The organism is Mitsuaria sp. RG (assembly GCF_028369275.1).
In the GTDB taxonomy this organism is placed as follows: Bacteria; Pseudomonadota; Gammaproteobacteria; order Pseudomonadales; family Pseudomonadaceae; genus Aquipseudomonas; species Aquipseudomonas peradeniyensis.
This window is the reverse complement of sequence record NZ_JAQMYQ010000023.1, coordinates 44,660-61,592: the sequence shown is the minus strand read 5'-3', so window position 1 is coordinate 61,592 and position 16,933 is coordinate 44,660. Positions and strand designations below refer to the sequence as shown.

15 protein-coding genes are annotated in these 16,933 nt (G+C 64.7%); 5 read left to right on the top strand and 10 right to left on the bottom strand.

The window, feature by feature from the left end; genetic code table 11:
* Window positions 1-18 precede the first annotated feature (18 nt).
* The gene (locus tag POF53_RS14600) at window positions 19-909 is read right to left on the bottom strand and encodes a LysR family transcriptional regulator (protein ID WP_203648210.1); all 891 of its coding nucleotides are present in this window, start codon (window positions 907-909) and stop codon (window positions 19-21) included.
* Between the two features lie 90 nt (window positions 910-999).
* Here POF53_RS14600 and POF53_RS14595 point away from each other — a divergent pair, with 90 nt between their 5' ends.
* From POF53_RS14595 to POF53_RS14580, 4 genes are all read left to right on the top strand, one after another.
* Complete coding sequence (locus POF53_RS14595) at window positions 1,000-1,332, top strand: DMT family transporter (RefSeq protein WP_203648211.1); 333 nt, start codon at window positions 1,000-1,002, stop codon at window positions 1,330-1,332.
* A 209-nt stretch (window positions 1,333-1,541) separates the two neighbouring features.
* On the top strand, window positions 1,542-2,717 hold the full coding sequence (locus POF53_RS14590; protein ID WP_232856307.1) for an NAD(P)/FAD-dependent oxidoreductase: 1,176 nt from the start codon (window positions 1,542-1,544) through the stop codon (window positions 2,715-2,717).
* The gene (locus POF53_RS14585; RefSeq protein WP_203648213.1) at window positions 2,714-3,526 is read left to right on the top strand and encodes an aldo/keto reductase; all 813 of its coding nucleotides are present in this window, start codon (window positions 2,714-2,716) and stop codon (window positions 3,524-3,526) included. Before POF53_RS14590 ends, POF53_RS14585 begins: the two co-directional genes overlap by 4 nt.
* Window positions 3,527-3,563: 37 nt before the next feature.
* Window positions 3,564-4,532: a metal ABC transporter ATPase gene (locus tag POF53_RS14580; RefSeq protein ID WP_203648214.1), complete on the top strand. Its 969-nt coding sequence runs from the start codon at window positions 3,564-3,566 to the stop codon at window positions 4,530-4,532.
* Between the two features lie 63 nt (window positions 4,533-4,595).
* On the opposite strand, the gene hldE is transcribed toward POF53_RS14580, so the two are convergent.
* Both hldE and msbA read right to left on the bottom strand, forming a co-directional pair.
* Window positions 4,596-6,005 carry a bifunctional heptose 7-phosphate kinase/heptose 1-phosphate adenyltransferase gene (gene hldE / locus POF53_RS14575; protein ID WP_498968222.1) on the bottom strand — a complete coding sequence of 470 codons (1,410 nt, stop codon included), beginning with the start codon at window positions 6,003-6,005 and terminating at the stop codon, window positions 4,596-4,598.
* 144 nt (window positions 6,006-6,149) lie between these two features.
* A complete protein-coding gene (gene msbA, locus POF53_RS14570; RefSeq protein WP_203648215.1) occupies window positions 6,150-7,952 on the bottom strand; it encodes a lipid A export permease/ATP-binding protein MsbA in 1,803 nt (600 codons plus the stop codon).
* 110 nt (window positions 7,953-8,062) lie between these two features.
* Here msbA and POF53_RS14565 point away from each other — a divergent pair, with 110 nt between their 5' ends.
* The gene (locus POF53_RS14565) at window positions 8,063-8,701 is read left to right on the top strand and encodes a phosphotransferase (protein WP_232856305.1); all 639 of its coding nucleotides are present in this window, start codon (window positions 8,063-8,065) and stop codon (window positions 8,699-8,701) included.
* Between the two features lie 36 nt (window positions 8,702-8,737).
* On the opposite strand, the gene POF53_RS14560 is transcribed toward POF53_RS14565, so the two are convergent.
* From POF53_RS14560 to POF53_RS14530, 7 genes are read right to left on the bottom strand one after another with little or no spacing between them, the layout of a single operon-like run.
* On the bottom strand, window positions 8,738-9,895 hold the full coding sequence (locus POF53_RS14560; protein ID WP_232856304.1) for an O-antigen ligase family protein: 1,158 nt from the start codon (window positions 9,893-9,895) through the stop codon (window positions 8,738-8,740).
* Entirely contained in the window at window positions 9,888-10,655 is a 768-nt protein-coding gene (locus tag POF53_RS14555) for a glycosyltransferase family 2 protein (RefSeq protein WP_203648218.1), read from the bottom strand. The genes POF53_RS14560 and POF53_RS14555 overlap by 8 nt, the downstream gene beginning before the upstream one ends.
* A 23-nt stretch (window positions 10,656-10,678) precedes the next feature.
* The gene (locus POF53_RS14550) at window positions 10,679-11,641 is read right to left on the bottom strand and encodes a glycosyltransferase family protein (RefSeq protein WP_203648219.1); all 963 of its coding nucleotides are present in this window, start codon (window positions 11,639-11,641) and stop codon (window positions 10,679-10,681) included.
* Window positions 11,638-13,065, bottom strand: coding sequence for a PIG-L deacetylase family protein (locus POF53_RS14545; protein ID WP_203648220.1), 1,428 nt, complete (start codon window positions 13,063-13,065; stop codon window positions 11,638-11,640). The genes POF53_RS14550 and POF53_RS14545 overlap by 4 nt, the downstream gene beginning before the upstream one ends.
* A gap of 2 nt (window positions 13,066-13,067) precedes the next feature.
* A complete protein-coding gene (locus POF53_RS14540; protein ID WP_232856303.1) occupies window positions 13,068-13,964 on the bottom strand; it encodes an antimicrobial resistance protein Mig-14 in 897 nt (298 codons plus the stop codon).
* The gene (locus tag POF53_RS14535) at window positions 13,964-15,094 is read right to left on the bottom strand and encodes a glycosyltransferase (protein ID WP_232856302.1); all 1,131 of its coding nucleotides are present in this window, start codon (window positions 15,092-15,094) and stop codon (window positions 13,964-13,966) included. Before POF53_RS14535 ends, POF53_RS14540 begins: the two co-directional genes overlap by 1 nt.
* Window positions 15,078-16,835 (bottom strand): carbamoyltransferase family protein, encoded by a 1,758-nt coding sequence (locus tag POF53_RS14530; RefSeq protein WP_028688304.1) that lies wholly within the window; start codon window positions 16,833-16,835, stop codon window positions 15,078-15,080. Before POF53_RS14530 ends, POF53_RS14535 begins: the two co-directional genes overlap by 17 nt.
* Between the last annotated feature and the right edge of the window lie 98 nt (window positions 16,836-16,933).

The window sequence follows — 16,933 nt, the reverse complement described above, 5'->3', positions numbered from 1 at the left end:
ACTGGATGAAAAGGCCTGTCAGCCAATCGCCCGCAAGTGCACGGCGAAGCGCTCGGCCAGCCACTGCGCGGCCGGACCCAACGGTTCGTCGCGCCGCCAGGCCAGTTCCGCCACCAGCGCCGGCGGGCGCCACTCGCTGTCCAGTTCGACCATCTGCGTCTGGTAGGTGGGGTACTGCACCACATGCCTGGGCAGCCAGGCCCAGCCCAGGCCGCGCATCAGCAACTCGGCCATGGCGTAGAAACTGTCGGCGCGCCAGACCTGCGGGCTGATCGCCTCGCCGCCCGGGTAACCGCTCTGCTGCGGAGTGATCAACAACTGGCGGTGGCGGGCCAGTTGCTGGCGGCTGACCTTGGCCAGGTGTGCCAACGGATGATCGATGGCACACACCGTGACCATCTCGACACTGCCCAGGGCGCGCCGCTCCAACGAGGCAGGGATGCTTTCGTGGTGGAAGAACAAACCCAGGTCGGCGCGCCGCTCCACCAGCTTGCGCGCCACATCGCCCTGGGCGCCGCTGGCCAGTTGCACTTCCAGGTAGGGATAGCGCGCCGCCAGCTCGTCGAGGCTGTCGATCACCGGCTGGTAGGGCATGGCCTCGTCCTGGGCCACCCGCAGCAACGCCTCCTGTCCACGCATCAAGGCCAGCGCCCGGCCATCCAGGCGCTCGCACTGGCGTAACAGCTCACGGGCGTCCTCCAGCAAGGCGGCGCCGCTTTCGGTCAGGCGCGGCTGCCGGCCGCTGCTGCGTTCGAACAGGGTCACCCCCAGGTCCGCCTCGAGCAAGGCAATGGCGCTGCTGATCGCCGACTGGGCCTTGCGCTGCTCGCGGGCCACGGCGGAAAACGACCGCAGCTCGGCGGCCCGCACGAACAGACGTAATTGCTCGAGGCTCCAGTGTTCAGTCATTGCCATCCTATCTCCAAAGCAGATAGGTAATGACTTTACCGCATCCGGGGATTCCCTAGAATGCCCATCCAGCAACGGAGGACCCGCACCATGAACGCCTACACCTATCTCGCCATCGCCATCTGCGCCGAAGTCATCGCCACCGCCTCCATGAAAGCGGTCAAGGGGCTGAGCACGCCGTTGCCGCTGCTGCTGATGGTCTGCGGCTATGGCGTGGCATTCTGGATGCTGACCCTGGTGGTGCGCAGCATTCCGGTGGGCATCGCCTATGCGATCTGGTCGGGGCTGGGGATCGTGCTGATCAGCATCGCGGCGCTGGTGATCTACGGGCAGAAGCTGGATGTGCCGGCGATGCTGGGCATGGCCATGATCGTCGGCGGGGTGGTGGTGATCCAGGTGTTTTCCAATACTGCCGGGCACTGATGCTTCCCTGAGGATTTTGGGGCTGCTTTGCGGCCCTTTCGCGGCACAAGGCCGCTCCTACAGGGGACCGCGTAAATCCTGGGTCTGCGCGGCCCCTGTAGGAGCGGCCTTGTGCCGCGAAAGGGCTGCACAGCAGCCCCAGGATCGCAAAGCCCACGCCGCCCCGACGCTGTATACTGCGCACCTGTCCCAGTTTTCGAGGTGCCCGCATGCCATCCGCCATTACCACTGACGTGCTGATCGTCGGCGCCGGGGTCGCAGGCCTCTGGCTCAATGCCCGGCTGCGCCGCCTGGGCTATTCGACGGTGCTGGTGGAGCGCGCCAGCCTGGGCGGCGAGCAGACCATCAAGTCGCAAGGCATCATCCATGGTGGCACCAAATACGCCCTGCACGGCGCCCTCAGCGGCGCCTCCGAGGCCATCGCCGACATGCCGCGGCGCTGGCGCGAAGCGCTGGCCGGCAACGGCGAGCTGGACCTGACCGGCACCCGCCTGCTCTCCGACGCCCACTACCTGTGGTCCCCCGGCACCCTGGCCGGCAACCTCACCAGTTTCTTCGCCAGCAAGGCCGTGCGTGGCCGGGTCGACCAGGTCAAGGGCGAGCAACTGCCGCCGGCCCTGCAGGACCGCGCCTTCAAGGGCAAGGTCTACCGCCTGGCCGAACTGGTCATCGACGTGCCCAGCCTGCTGGCCAACCTGGCGCAACTGGCGGGCGACAGCCTGCTGGCCGGCGAGCGGATCGAGCCACTGCGCGACGGCGATGAACTGGCCGGGCTGGTGGTCGATGGCCGCGAAATCCGCGCCCAACGCATCGTCCTCAGCGCCGGCGGCGGCACCGAAGCGCTGCTGCACGCCCTGGGGCTGAGCCAACCGGCCATGCAGCGCCGTCCGCTGCACATGGTCCTGGCCAAGGGCCCCAATCTCAAGCCGCTGTACGCCCACTGCCTGGGCGGCGGGCCCAAGCCGCGCATTACCGTGACCACCCACCCGGCCGCCGATGGCCAATGGGTGTGGTACCTGGGTGGCGACATCGCCGAGGCCGATGGCGTGGCCCGCGAGCCCGCCGCGCAGATCGCCGCGGCGCAAAAGGAAGTCGCCAGCCTGTTGCCGTGGGTCGACCAGGCCCAGGTGCGCTGGGCCACCCTGCGGGTCGACCGCGCCGAACCGGCGCAATCAGGCCTGGTGCGTCCGGACAACGCCTTCCTCGCCGACCAGCAGCGCCTGCTGGTCGGCTGGCCGACCAAGCTCGCCCTGGCGCCGGACTTCGCCGATCGCGTACTGGCCAGCTTCGAACGTGACGGCATCCGCCCGGCAAGCCGGCCGGACCTTGCCGACCTGCCTCGTCCACCGCTGGCGTTGCCGGCCTGGGAGCAACTGCTGCCATGACGCTGCCGACCCTGCACGATCATCACCGCCCCCTGGGCAGCACGGGCCTGCGGGTATCGCCGCTGGGCCTGGGCACGGTCAAGCTTGGCCGCGACCAGGGCGTGAAATACCCCAACGGTTTCACTATCCCCGATGACGAGGCCGCCCGCCTGCTGCTCGCCCAGGCCCGCGAGCTGGGTATCAACCTGATTGATACCGCGCCAGCCTACGGCCGCAGCGAGGAGCGCCTCGGCCCGCTGCTGCGCGGTCAGCGCGAGCAGTGGGTGATCGTCAGCAAGGTCGGCGAAGAGTTCGAGGCCGGCCAGTCGCACTTCGACTTCAGCGCCGCCCACACCCGCCGCTCGGTCGAGCGCAGCCTCCAGCGCCTGGAAACCGACCGCATCGAACTGGTGCTGGTGCATTCCGACGGCAACGACCTGGCGATCCTCGAGCAGCAGGGCGTGTACGAAACCCTCGCCGCGCTCAAGCAGGAAGGCAAGATTCTCGGCTATGGTTTGTCCGGCAAGACTGTCGCCGGCGGCCTGAAGGCGCTGGAGCAAGGTGATTGCGCCATGGTCACCTACAACCTCAACGAGCAGGCGGAGCGGCCCGTGCTGGACTACGCTGCCGAACACGGCAAGGCCATCCTGGTGAAGAAGGCCCTGGCCAGCGGGCATATCTGCCTGGCGCCCGGGGTCGATCCGGTGCAGGCCAGTTTCGAGTTGCTGTTCGCCCACCCGGGCGTGAGCAGTGCCATCGTTGGCACCATCAACCCGCTGCACCTGGCCCACAACGTGGCCACCGTCGCCCGCATCCTGGGCCGGCCCTGAGCCGCCCGGGCGGGGGCCCAACGCAAGGAGGAGCCTCGTGCCGCGTACGCTGATCCGCAAGAATCCGAGCAACTTCAAGACCCTGCCGCTGCATGTCGAGGCCACGCCCGAAGGCCTGGCCTACCAGAGCATCGGCATGCCGCTGAACTTCGCCCAGACCCTGCAGCGGCGCAAGGCCATCCAGGTCGCCGACCCCGAGCACTTCGTGGCGGAACTTGCCAACCTCGGCGTGTCGGTGCGACTGACCCTGCACTGGCAGGGCCGCGACTACTGGGTACTGGTCCGCCAGCGCCGCCAGGACCGTGGCGATGTGGTGCTCAAGCTGATTTCCGGCTATGTCCCGGCCCACGAGCTGAACCTGCCGCTGCACACGGCGATCCAGGAAGTGGCCGAGGAATGCCTGCTGGAAACCCCGGAGGGCTGGCTGGGCGGACGCTTCAACGACACCTGGTTGCCAGCGCCCTATGCCGACGCCCTGCACTATCGCGAGGCCCTGCCGTTCGTGCTCTCACCCGAGTCCGGTGCCGCCCGCCCGGTGCATTGCGCCAAGCTGATGCTGCTGGAGCGCCCGCGCGCCTATGTACACCTGCCCACCGCGTCGTTGCAGCTGATCTACGACCTGCGCCTGCAGGTGCCCAGGGAGGCCAAGTCGCTGAGCCTGTTCCATGTCGACGAGCGCCTGGAGGGCGATCAGTTGGTGGCCAGGCTCAATCGCAAGCGGCCGGACCTCTACCTGATGCCGCTCAAGGACGGCCAGCCAGTGGCCGAGCTGTACACCTTGAAGAAGGACCAACTGACACCCGCGGGCACGCGCGGATTGTGGCTGGCGGAGAGTTTCGCCCGCCAGGATGGCTGGGTGGTGCGGGATGAGCGGGTACGCTGGAAGGACTGGCTGAAGCAGCAGGGGCTGGTCGAAAGCAAGCCCGCGCCGGCGTCGCACCTGGAACGATTCGGGGACAAGGCACGGGAACTGCTGGCCCGGGCGCGGACCTCACTGCATAAATGAACGCGGGGCAAGCCCGCTCCCAGCATTTCGTGGGAGCGGGCTTGCCCCGCGACTTGCAACGTATCAGTGCTTGCGGATCTTCTCGACGATCGCCGTGGTCGAGCTATTCTCCACCAGGCCCAGCACCTTCACCGTGCCGCCGTAGGCCTTGACGATATCGGCGCCGACCACCTGCTCGATACCGTAGTCCCCCCCCTTGACCAGTACATCCGGCTTGACCTGGCGCAGCAGGTTCTCCGGCGTGTCCTCGGGGAAGCTGATGACCCAGTCCACCGCACCGAGGCCGGCCAGCACGGCCATGCGTCGGTCGACGCTGTTGATCGGCCGGCCCGGGCCCTTCAGGCGGCTGACCGAGGCATCGTCGTTGATGGCAACGATCAGCCGGTCGCCCTGGGCGCGAGCCTGTTCCAGGTAGGTCACGTGACCCGCGTGAAGGATATCGAAACAGCCGTTGGTGAAGACGATCTTCTCGTTGTGCGCACGGGCATCATCGATGGCCAGCAGCAGTTGCTCCAGCCCCAGCACACCCCGCTCCGAGCCCTCTTCACGCTGGATGGCGCGACGCAGCTCGGGGGCGCTGATGGCAGCGGTACCCAGCTTGCCGACCACGATACCGGCGGCCAGGTTGGCCAGGGCGACGGCATGCGGCAGGTCTTCGCCTGCGGCAATGGCGGCGGCGAGCGTGGAGATCACCGTATCACCGGCACCAGTGACATCGAACACCTCGCGAGCGCGGGCCGGCAGGTGCAAAGCCGGGTGGCCGGTGCGCAGCAGGGTCATGCCGTGCTCGCCACGGGTCACCAGCAGTGCGCCCAGGTCCAGCTCTTCGAGCAGCTTCAGGCCTTTGGCGACCAGCTCGGTTTCATCGGTGCAACGGCCAACGATGGTCTCGAATTCGCTGAGGTTCGGGGTGATCAGGCTGGCACCGCGGTAGATCGAGAAATCCTTGCCCTTGGGGTCGGCCAGCACCGGGATGCCCTTGCTGCGGGCAGCCTGGATCAGCGCCTGATGGTTCTGCAGTGCACCCTTGCCGTAGTCGGACAGCACCAGCACCTTGATACCTTCGAGCAAGGCATCAACCTCCGCGCCCAGCGACAGCGGGTCGGTGGCGAACGGCTCTTCGAAGTCGATACGCAGCAGTTGCTGGTGACGGCTCATCACCCGCAGCTTGACGATGGTCGGCTGGTGGGCGATGCGCTGGAAGATCGAGCGCACACCGGCAGCGTGCAGGCTGTTGGCGAGGCTGTCGGCAGCCTCGTCCTGGCCGGTGACCCCGACCAGCGCGGCCGGCGCGCCAAGGGCGGCGATGTTCAAGGCCACGTTGGCCGCGCCGCCGGGGCGATCCTCGATCTGATCGACCTTGACCACCGGCACCGGCGCTTCAGGCGAAATACGCGAAGTACCGCCATGCCAGTAGCGGTCGAGCATGACATCGCCGACCACCAGTACCGGGGCTTGATCGAAACGCGGCATGGACAACTTCATGGGCAACCCATTTTTGGAAAAGTGAACAGGGGCAGGATATTAGCACAGGGATGCGCAGGGCTTTACGGCCAACCGCGGCGATGCTGTATCGATTGACCGGCGAGGCCTGCCAGGCCTCGCCGTGACGCTGACTCAGGTGATGTTGGCCTTTTCGGCCTCGTCCAGCCCCATGGCGTGCAGACGGGCGTAATGGCCATTGGCCTGGAGCAGTTCGGCGTGTGTGCCGCGCTCCACCAGACGCCCCTGGTCCATGACCAGGATCAGGTCGGCCTTCTCGATGGTCGACAGACGGTGCGCGATCACCAGGGTGGTGCGCCCCTCCATCACATGATCCAGCGCCGCCTGGATATGCCGTTCAGACTCGGTATCCAGGGCCGAGGTGGCCTCGTCGAGAATCAGCAGCGGCGCATTCTTGAGCAAGGCCCGGGCAATCGCCAGGCGCTGGCGCTGGCCGCCGGAAAGCAGCACACCGTTCTCGCCGACTTCGGTATCGAAGCCCTTGGGCAACTGGTCGACGAACTCCTTGGCATAGGCATCGGCGGCGGCGGCCTCGATATCCGCGCGCGGCGCGCCGGCCAGATCGCCGTAGGCGATGTTGTTGGCCACGGTGTCGTTGAACAAGGTGACATGCTGGGTCACCTGGGAAACATGGCGGCGCAGGTTGCGCAGGCGGTATTCCTCGATCTCCACGCCGTCGAGCAGGATCTGCCCTTCCGTATGGTGGTAGAAGCGCGGGATCAACGCCGCCAGCGTCGACTTGCCACTGCCCGAGCGACCTACCAAGGCGATCATCTGCCCGGGCTCGGCGGTGAAGCTGATATTGCTGAGCACCTGACGTTCGGTACCCGGGTAGGTGAAGCTGAGGTTGCGCACGTCCAGGCGCCCCTCGACCCGCTCTTTCTCGATGGTGCCGTTGTCGACTTCGGGCTTCTCGTCCAGTTGCTCGAAGATGCTCTCGGCGCCGGCAAGGCCCTTCTGGATGGTCGAGCTGACTTCGGAGAGCTGGCGAATCGGCTTGGGCAGAAGGCCTGCCGCGGTGATGTAGGCCACCAGGTCACCCGCAGAAGCCTCACCACGCAGGAACAGCACCAGGAACATCAGCGCGGCCATGGCGGTGTAGATCACCAGTTGCAGCATCGGCGTGTACAGCGCGCCGGTCTTGGTCATGCGCAGTTGCTTGTCGGTGTTGCTCTGGCTGGCCTTCTCGAAGCGGCGCTCCTCGTAGCTTTCGCCACCGAAGCTGCGCACCACGCGGTAACCCTGGATGGTCTCGGAGGCCACGTGGGTAACGTCGCCCATGGCCACCTGGATCTTCTTGCTCTGCTTGCGGAATTTCTTGCTGGCGGTGCTCACCATCACCGCGATCAGCGGCAGGATCGCCACCATCACCAGGGTCAGCTTCCAGTTCATCCACAGCAGGTAGGCAAACAGGAACACCACCGTCAGGCCCTCACGAATGACTACCTTGATGGCATCGGTGGCGGCGCCGGTGACCATGGTCACGTTGAAGGTGATGCGCGAGATCAGGTGCCCGGAATTGTGGTTGTCGAAGTAGCGGTTGGGCAGGACCAGCAACTTGTTGAACAGCTCGACCCGCAGGTCGTGCACCAGGCACAGCGAGACCTTGGACAGGTAGTAGTTGCCGAGGAACGAACCCAGGCCCTGCCAGGCGGCAATCAGGATGATCAGCAGCGGCACCGCCTGCAGCAACTGCAGGTCGCGCAGGTAGGGCACGTCGGGGAACAGCACCGCCTGCGGATTGCTCAGCCCATCGACGAAATACTTGAGGATCCCGGCCAGCATCGGCTGGGTCGAGGCGAAGATCACGAAGCCGACGATGCTCAGCAGGAAGATGCCGATGTAGGGTTTGACATAGCCCAGCAGGCGCAGATAGATCTTCAGGCTTGCGGGGGAAGACGATTCGGGAACTGTCATGAGAATCCGTCGGGTCAAAAAGAGTCGGGATTATACCACACACGGTGTCTTGCACCGCCCGCCACAGGTTAAGATAGACGGCTGTTCCGAACCCTGGCCCCGGAGGCTTGATGCACGCACTTGACCACGCCCGTTACCTTGCCCTGCGCGAGGGCGCCCACGTCCTCGAGGCCGACGGGACTGGCGACAAGGTCCTGCGCCTGAGGGACGGTTCGATGCTCAAGCTGTTCCGCCGCAAGCGCCTGATCAGCTCGGCGGCCTGGTATCCCTACGCCCGGCGTTTCGCCGACAACTGCCAGGCCCTGGCCGAACGCGGCATCCCCTGCCCGCAGGTCAAGGCGGTTTACCGTATCGCCGAGATTGCCCGCGATGCCGTGCACTATGACCCGCTACCCGGTCATACGCTGCGCCAACTGCTGGAGCAACCCGGCAACCACCCAGGCTTGCGCGACCAGCTCGGACGTTTCATCGCGGCGCTTCATGAAGCGGGGGTGTACTTCCGCTCCGCGCACCTGGGCAACGTGGTGCTGACGCCCGAAGGCAAGCTGGGGTTGATCGACGTCGCCGACCTGCGCATGTACGCCAGGCCACTCCGCCGCTCACAACGCCAGCGCAACTTCCGTCATATGCTGCGTTACCGGGAAGATCGGGCGTGGTTGCTGGGTGACGGCGACAACGCCTTCATCGAAGCCTATCTCGCCAGCCAGCAGGTCTGCCGCCGCCAGGACCTGGCCAACGCACTGGCCTGAACGATAATGGCCGCCCGGAGGCGGCCATCTTCATCATCAGCTCGAACGTCGCTGCTGCAACCCACGGCCAAGCACCATGGCTGCCGGCAACAGGACCAATGGCCACAGCTCGTCAGGGTTGCCGATCAGCTTGCTGCCATCGAAGTTGAGCATCACCAGGGCACAGGCCAGGTACATGCCCCAAGGGTCACGAAGGCGCAAGGCCTGGACCAGGGTCATCACCACGATGACCAGGAACAGGACCAGCGAGACGCCACCGGTGTAGAGGCCCAGGGCAACGAAGATATTGTGTGGATGCTGGATCGGCATGAAGCCGCTCAGCAGCTTGTCGGTATGGAACTCGACGCCGCAGCCGACCATCCAGCCACAGTTTTGCCACTCGCCGACCATCACGTGGAACAACTCGCCACGATAGGAATCACCGCGCTCGAACAGCGAATGGAACCAGGCCATGTCCTTGACCAACCAGAGGGCGATGCCGCCAAGTACCGCGAATACCAGCAGCCAACTGCCGGCCACGCGCGGGAAGCGCCACAGCGCCCAGCACGCCCAGGCGGCAAACAGGAACGCCGCGCCGACCATCGCGGTACGCGTCTGCAGGACGAAGGTAATCGCCACCACCGACAGCGCCACGGCGGCAAACGCTTCGACCCAGCGACGACGGTGCAACCACCCCGGCATGGCCAGCGCCAGCGCACAGAGCAGCCATATACTGGTGTAGATCACGTTCTGCATGCGCGCGGGCATCAGGCTGACCCGCTCACCCAAGGCGTAGATGCCGGTCAGGTAGGCAAACGCCGAATAGCCGAAAATGTAAAGGCAGATGATCCAGAACAGCGCACGCGCGAACACTTCAGAGCGGAAGAAGCCCTGATTCGTCAGCCCTGCCACGGCAAAGACAAAGAGCGCTACATAAGCAATGTGCTTGTAGAACTGCCCATCGCCAGCAATCGCTGCGGGTACCAGGAACCACAGCAGGAATACCAGCCACACCAGCCCAAGCTTGTCGCCAAACAGCCCCGCGCCACGCTCCTTGACCAGGAACACCAGGCCAGGCAACGCGATGAAGGCGTAGAAAATGTTGTTGGTCCATTTCGATGAGGCCATCAACACGAAGCTGGCCAGGAACGCGATCAGCGCAGCGCTGAAGTAACGCCTGCTCGTGCGGTTGTCGTTACCAATCCCTTCAAACATCCTTCAACACCCATCCCAGCAATAGTCCGATAACCAGCACGCCCAACAGACGAATGCGATCCATGCGCTTGCGCCGTGCCTTCTTGATTTTCTCTTCCGCCATTTCCACATGCTCGCCGAAACCGGTATGCAGCACGGCGTCGTTCTCCAGGATCAACGCATAGCGGTCGCGCTCGGCGTACAACCGCGACAAGCTCTTCTCGCCGGAATGCGAGGCGTACGGTGCATGTGCCTGGTAGTCGGCCAGCCTGCGCAGGCCCGGGTTGAACGAGAACCCCTGCCATTCCGCCTTGTGCGAGCCCAGCTTGTGGAAAGCGATGCCCTGCAGCACCTGGCGCTCCTCCAGGAACACATAGGGGCTGTGCACCTGCAGGTCATGATTGAAGCTGCGCAGCCAGACCTGCAACGCTTGCGGGTCGGCCTCCAGCAGTGCCTGGGATTCCTCGATGAAGCCCGGGCGATAGAAGGCCCAGTCATCCTCGCAATGGAACACCCAGAAGGTCTTGATCTGCGAATAGGCGGCGTCCACCGAGCGCAACTGCCCAAGCTTGGGATTGTTGACGATGAAGGTGGTGTGCTCGCGCCAGTGTTCCGGGATGCAGCCACGCACTGCCTCGTCACCGGAGTCTTCGGTGATGAAGACTTCACGGATGGGCGCCGTGTTGTAGCGGTCGAAACTTTCGAGCGTGCGCTTGAGCAGTTCGAATCGACCACAGCTGGTCACCACCAGTGTGATCTCGCTGTTTTCACTGAAGATCATGGCTTCCTCGATGTGTGTAGGGCTTAACGCGACAGGCCGATGGCCAGCAGCACACGCTCCAGCAGGCCAGGCTTCGCGGCCGGGCGCAGCGGCGCGCGCATGGCCTCGGTGATCGCCTGCCCGAGCGCGTGGAAGGTATAGCGCTGCTCGGCCAACTGCTGGCCATTGCGCGAGATACGCTCGGCCAGGGCGAGATCGCCACGCAGCCGGGCGAGCTTCTCGCGCAACTGCTCGAGGTCGCGGTAGAGCACGATATTGTGCATGTCGACGAAGCCCAGCGCCTGGTTCTCTTCCTCGCCCTGGTCATAGGCGAACAGGACGCAGCCACAGGCCATGGCTTCGAAGTTCTTGATCATGTACTCGCCCATGCCGACGTCGGCACTGACGAAAAAGCGGATGCGGCTGAGAGTCCGGCTGTACTCCTCGCCGGATTTGGTACGGGTGATCAGCAGGTTTTCCACCGCCGCAATCGACTCGAGCATCTGCTTGCGCCCGGAGTAGGCCACGCTGCGCAGGCTGCCGACGAACGCCAACTCGATATCACGCTCATGGTTTTCATTGCGCAGCAGCGCCTGGTCGTAACCCTTGGGCACGAAGATCGCGTCGAAGCCTTCGTCGCGCAGGCGTCGGGTGACCACTGCGCCGGAGGTGATGATGCGCGCCCATGGCAGCTGGCGGTAGTACTCGCTGAATTTGCCGGTGTACTTGCAGGGAATGTAATTCTGGTAGGCGTCGTGCTCGAGGATCACCAGGTTCGGGATCGTCCGAATGAAGCGTGCCTGGCGGATCTCTTTCTTGAACCGCAGGAAGAACAGGATGCGGTCGTACTGCTCGACCTGCACATGCTCGCGGAAATAGCTGCGCAGATCGGCCTGCTCGTCACCGGTCAACCAACGGATATCGCACTCGCAGTCGGCCGCGATGCCTTCGTACAGACGGTCCAGGATGGCGCGTTGCTCTTTCTGGACCAGGAACAGGACTTTCACCGTGGTTCTCTCTTGTCGATCATTGTGCCGACCCACAGCAGTTCGTGGCGCCGTACGGCCTTGCGGAAGAATTCATTTTCACCGAATGCGGGCCAGCGCCGGGCGGCGAGGCAGCGCTGCAGGAAGCGACGGATTCGGCGCTTGAGCGGGGCCGCAGGCTGCAGGTCGTGCATCATACCCAAAGCGATGGCCTTTTGCCTCTGCTCTTGCGCATCCACCCCAAGCACCCAAGGGCGCATGGGCATGCCGGCATCGAAGAAGGGTGGCAAAGGTACACCGGTACCGGCATCACCCATCGGCCAACGGTCATTGTCGTGCAGGTGGTTGGCGTAGAACAGCAGGGTTTCAGGCCGCCAGTCGGCGCTCTGCAACGCCTGCTGCAAGGCGTCATGGGCACACACATGGTCCGGGTGCGGATCGAGGGTCGGATGCGGCATCACGATGGTTGCCGGACGCGCGCGCTCGATGAGTTCGCGCAGGTCCTGGACCAGGTTGGTCCAGCTCGGCCGGCCATCGGCATCGCTTTGCAACGCGACTTCGTTGAAACGACGGAATGGCCGGGTGTCGGCCAGGTCCGCCTCGCGCGACGGGATCGATGCCTCGGGCTCGGCCTGCATGGCAGGCAACTGCATGCAGAAATAGCCCAACTGCACGGATTGACTGGAAGGCACGCCGGCCCAACGCGGCACGGCGACGCTGTCCCAGCTGCGCAATTGGCCCTTGAGCCGGGCCGCCTCGACCAGGTCGAGGCCGAAGGTGTCGCGGTAGTACTCGTTCTCGATCTCGCCAGCGGTGAGGGTCACGATCCAGCTGCTCTTCGCCTGGGAATAGGCAGCGAACGCCGCCAGCTCGGCATCGTCGGCATGAGGGGCGATAACCATCAGGGTGCCAGCCAGGTAGTCGGGGTGACGCAGCACCAGCAACTCCATCTCGGGTGCTACGCGACAATGGCGACCACTCAGGCGCAACTGTCCGGCGTTCAGCGCCTCGGCCTGCCCGCTCAGGTTCAGGTAGCGCACACCTCTCACACCCCGCTCGAAGGCCTGGTAATCGGCGACACCACCGTCGATACGTACTGCCGGATCGAACAGCCGCCCCAACCAGCCGGCGCGCAGGCTCACCCGCAACAACAGGGTCTCGCTACCGTCCAGCGTGCAATCGCCCGGCAAGGCCAGCACCCCACCCTGGCTGCGCAGCGCATGACGCTCGCTGGCTTGCAGGTCGTACTGGTAGTCGCTGCCCGGCACATAGAAGAGGTGGTCGGAAAACCAGGCCTCATGAGCCACCCACAGCAGCACCGCGAGCACGGGCGGCAGCCACAGCGCCCACAGCGCCGAGAACAGCAGCACGACCAGCGCCAGCAGCAGGATCACCCGTTTGCGCTTGCGATGGCGTTTGAGCAGTTGCTGTTTGTTGGCGCTCATGTTCAGACCTGGAAGACGTTGACGGGGTTGCACCAACGATCCTTGTACTCCCGGTCGGACCGACCGAACGAGAACCGCAGCGCCTTGCCGCGGGTATTGGCATCCTCCCAGGCGGCCTGGGTATTGAGGAAGCTCAATACGCTACCAGGGCTGAAAGCCTTGGTCTCTGGATCGACACCGCCGTTTACATATTCGACGCTGATCCATTGCGGCGCCTCGACGCGATACACCAGTTGAATGGCGATGGGCGCCCCTTCAAGGAACAGCACCGAACCGATCAGCAGCTCGCGCAGGCGCTCGACCACCTCTGCCATGCGGGCCGCGCCGGTGGCCGGGAAGCCCCAGCGACGCTGGAACAAGTCACAGTACATCGCGGCGGTCTCGGCTGCAGTGAAATCGCCGATCGGTCGCACCTGGCCACCCGCCTCTTCCAGCAGGCGCAGCTCACGACGCTGGTTGTAGCGGAATTTCTTCGACAGATCTTCATGGGGCCGCGCCATGGCCAACTGCTCAGGTTGTGCCTTCAGGCCGGCGAAACGGCCCTGGTTCAACTCCGACAGGTAGCGACCGGCGTGGCGCAGTGGCGCCCCGGCATCGGCGGCGGCTGGCAGGATGATCTCGGCATTGCCCAGGTCGAACAGGCCTTTCTTGCCTTCACGCTTGAGCACGTCCTTGGACAGCGCCAGGTGGCGCCCCCAGGTTGGCAGCGCGGCCTTGAGCTCGGCGCCCTGGAACCAGCCCAGGTAACGCACCGGGATCCCGGCCAGGTCCGCCAGTTGCTCGATCACCAACGGGTGCGTGGCGACACTGCCGCCAAAACGCTGCCAGGCTTCGTTGTAGGCGGCCGCATCGATCACTTGCCAGCCGCGTTCACGCCAGGCCTTGAGATGATTGAGCATCAGGCCTCCGCCATCAGCGCGCGGACGTGCGGCAGTTGCCAGAAGGCATCCCGCACTGCCGAGTCACTGAAGCGCTGCTGCAGGCGCTGCAGCATATGCCCGGCGCATGCCTCGCGCTGCTGCGCGTCCAGTCCGGCCATGTGCTTCAAGCCCTGGGCCAGCTGCGCGGCATCGCCCAGCGGGAACAGCACACCCACACCCTCGACCACTTCCCGGGCGCCGCCACAGGCGGTGGCCAGCACCGGCACGCCAGCGACCATGGCTTCGAGCAGGACCATGCCGAACGGCTCATGGTCGGAGCTCAGGGCGAACACGTCGAAAGCGCGGAAATAGCGGCGTGCATCCGGCACCTGGCCGAGGAAGTCGACCTGCCCGGCGATGCCCAACTCGGCAGCCAGGGCCTTGAGTTTCGCCTCGAGGCGCCCCTTGCCCAGGATCGCCAGGCGTGCACCGGCCGGCAACCCCGGCAAGGCTTCGGCGAAACCACGCAGCAGCGTGGCCTGGTCCTTGTCCGGATGCAGGCGACCGACGTTACCGACCACCCAGGCACGTTCATCCAGGCCCAAGGCCCGGCGCGCCTCGTCACGCGGCACCAGGCTGGCCTGCAGTGCCTCGACATCGATGCGGTTGTACAAAGTCTGGATACGCTCGGCCGGCCACTGGCCCAGGCAGCGTCGCATGTCGTCGCGCACCGCATCCGACACACCGAGCAGGCTCAGGCGCTTGCGGAACAGGTTGGCGAACAGCCGCCGCCCCTTGCGCTCATAATCACCGAAGGCATGGTGCACGCCGATTACCGGCAAGCCGGTCCCCAGCAGCGCAACATAGATCGGCTTGAAGCGGTGGGCGATGCAAAAGCTGAAATTGCGCTGCGCGGCGATCTTGCGCAGCGCGCGGATCGCGCCCAGCTTCAGGCCGCGCACGGCCTTGGAACTGAACTCGAGAAACAGCACCTCGTCCGAGGCACAGCCAGCCGCTACTTTCGCGTCGGCTGCCCCGGTGAGGAACACGGTAGTGACCTTGTAGCCGCTGCCCTGGAACAGGCTGGCGTATTGACGGGCACAATCGAGGAACGGCCCGTCATAGCCATGGCAGAACTGCAGGATGCGCGGTTCAGAGCGGCTGGTCATACGGCGCGGCGCCTTCCTTGACCACCAGGATGTCTTCCATGATCAGGTACTGCAGGTCCGAGCCGAAGAACATGTTCAGGGCGTCGGTCGGCGAGCAGATCATCGGTTCGCCACGGCGGTTCAGCGAGGTGTTCAGCGACACGCCGTTGCCGGTCAGGTCTTCCAGCGCCTTCATCATGTCGTAGTAGCGCGGGTTGTACTCGCGCTTGAGCACCTGGGCGCGCGAAGTGCCGTCCTCGTGGACGACTTCCGGCACGCGGGTCTTCCACTCTTCGGCGACTTCGAAGGTGAAGGTCATGAATGGCGCGGGGTGATCGATCTTGATCATCTGCGGCGCGACGGTGTCGAGCATCGACGGGCAGAAAGGTCTCCAGCGTTCGCGGAACTTGATCTGGTGGTTGATGCGGTCGGCCACGCCTTCCACGCTCGGGCAGCCAATGATCGAACGACCGCCCAGAGCGCGCGGACCGAATTCCATGCGCCCCTGGAACCAGGCCACCGGGTTGCCATCGACCATGATCTTGGCGATCTGCTCAGGCATGTTCTCGAGCTTGCGCCATTTCGGCTGGCTCGGGTGACGGGCACAGGCGGCGATCACGTCTTCGTTGGAATACGCAGGGCCGAGGTAGACATGCTCCATCTTCTCGACCGGCACGCCACGGGCGTGGGAAACGTAGGCGGCCGCACCAACGGCGGTACCGGCGTCGCCGGAGGCCGGCTGGACGAACAGCTCCTTCACATCATCACGGGCGATGATCTTCTGGTTCAGCTTGACGTTCAACGCGCAACCGCCGGCGAAGGCCAGCTTGCCGGTCTCTTTCAGCGTGTCGCCCAGGTAATGGTCGATCATCTGCAGGGCCAGCTTCTCGAACAGCGCCTGCATGCTGGCGGCGTAGTGGATGTACGGCTCGTCGGCGATGTCGCCTTCACGTTTCGGGCCCAGCCACTCGATCAGCTTGGGCGAGAAGTAGAAGCCCTTGCCCTTCTCTTTATAGCGACGCAGGCCGATAACGTTGGCGTATTCGGTGTTGATCACCAGCTCGCCGTTTTCGAAGCTGGCCAGGCGCGAGAAGTCATACTTGCTGGCGTCGCCATACGGCGCCATGCCCATGACCTTGAACTCGCCATCGAGCATTTCGAAGCCGAGGAACTCGGTGATCGCGCCATACAGGCCACCCAGCGAGTCCGGATCGAAGAATTCCTTGATCTTGTGAATCTTGCCGTTTTCGCCGTAGCCGAAGAAAGTGGTGGCGTACTCGCCCTTGCCGTCGATACCGAGGATCGCGGTTTTCTCTTTGAAACCCGAGCAGTGGTAGGCGCTGGAGGCGTGGGCCAGGTGGTGCTCGACCGGCTCGATCTTGATCTTTTTCGGATCGAAGCCCAGTTGCTCCAGGCACCAGACGATCTTCTTGCGGTAGCGCTTGTAGCGGCGGTTGCCCATCAGCAGCGCGTCCAGGGCGCGGTCCGGGGCGTACCAGTAGCGCTTGGCGTAGTGCCAGCGGGCCTTGCCGAACAGGCTGATCGGGGCGAACGGAATGGCCACCACGTCGACGTCAGACGGCTTGATGCCGGCCTGCTCCAGGCAGAACTTCGCCGACTCGTAGGGCATGCGGTTCTTCGCATGCTTGTCACGCACGAAGCGCTCTTCTTCGGCGGCGGCAATCAGCTTGCCGTCGATGTACAGGGCCGCGGAAGGGTCATGGCTAAGGGCGCCGGACAGGCCAAGAATCGTCAGTGCCAAGGGTCTAGCCTCTCAAATCGGTATGAAGTGCGCCAACGGCCATTCGGGCGGATGGCGGCTAAAGGGCGGGATTATAACGCAAAGATGGCGGACACACC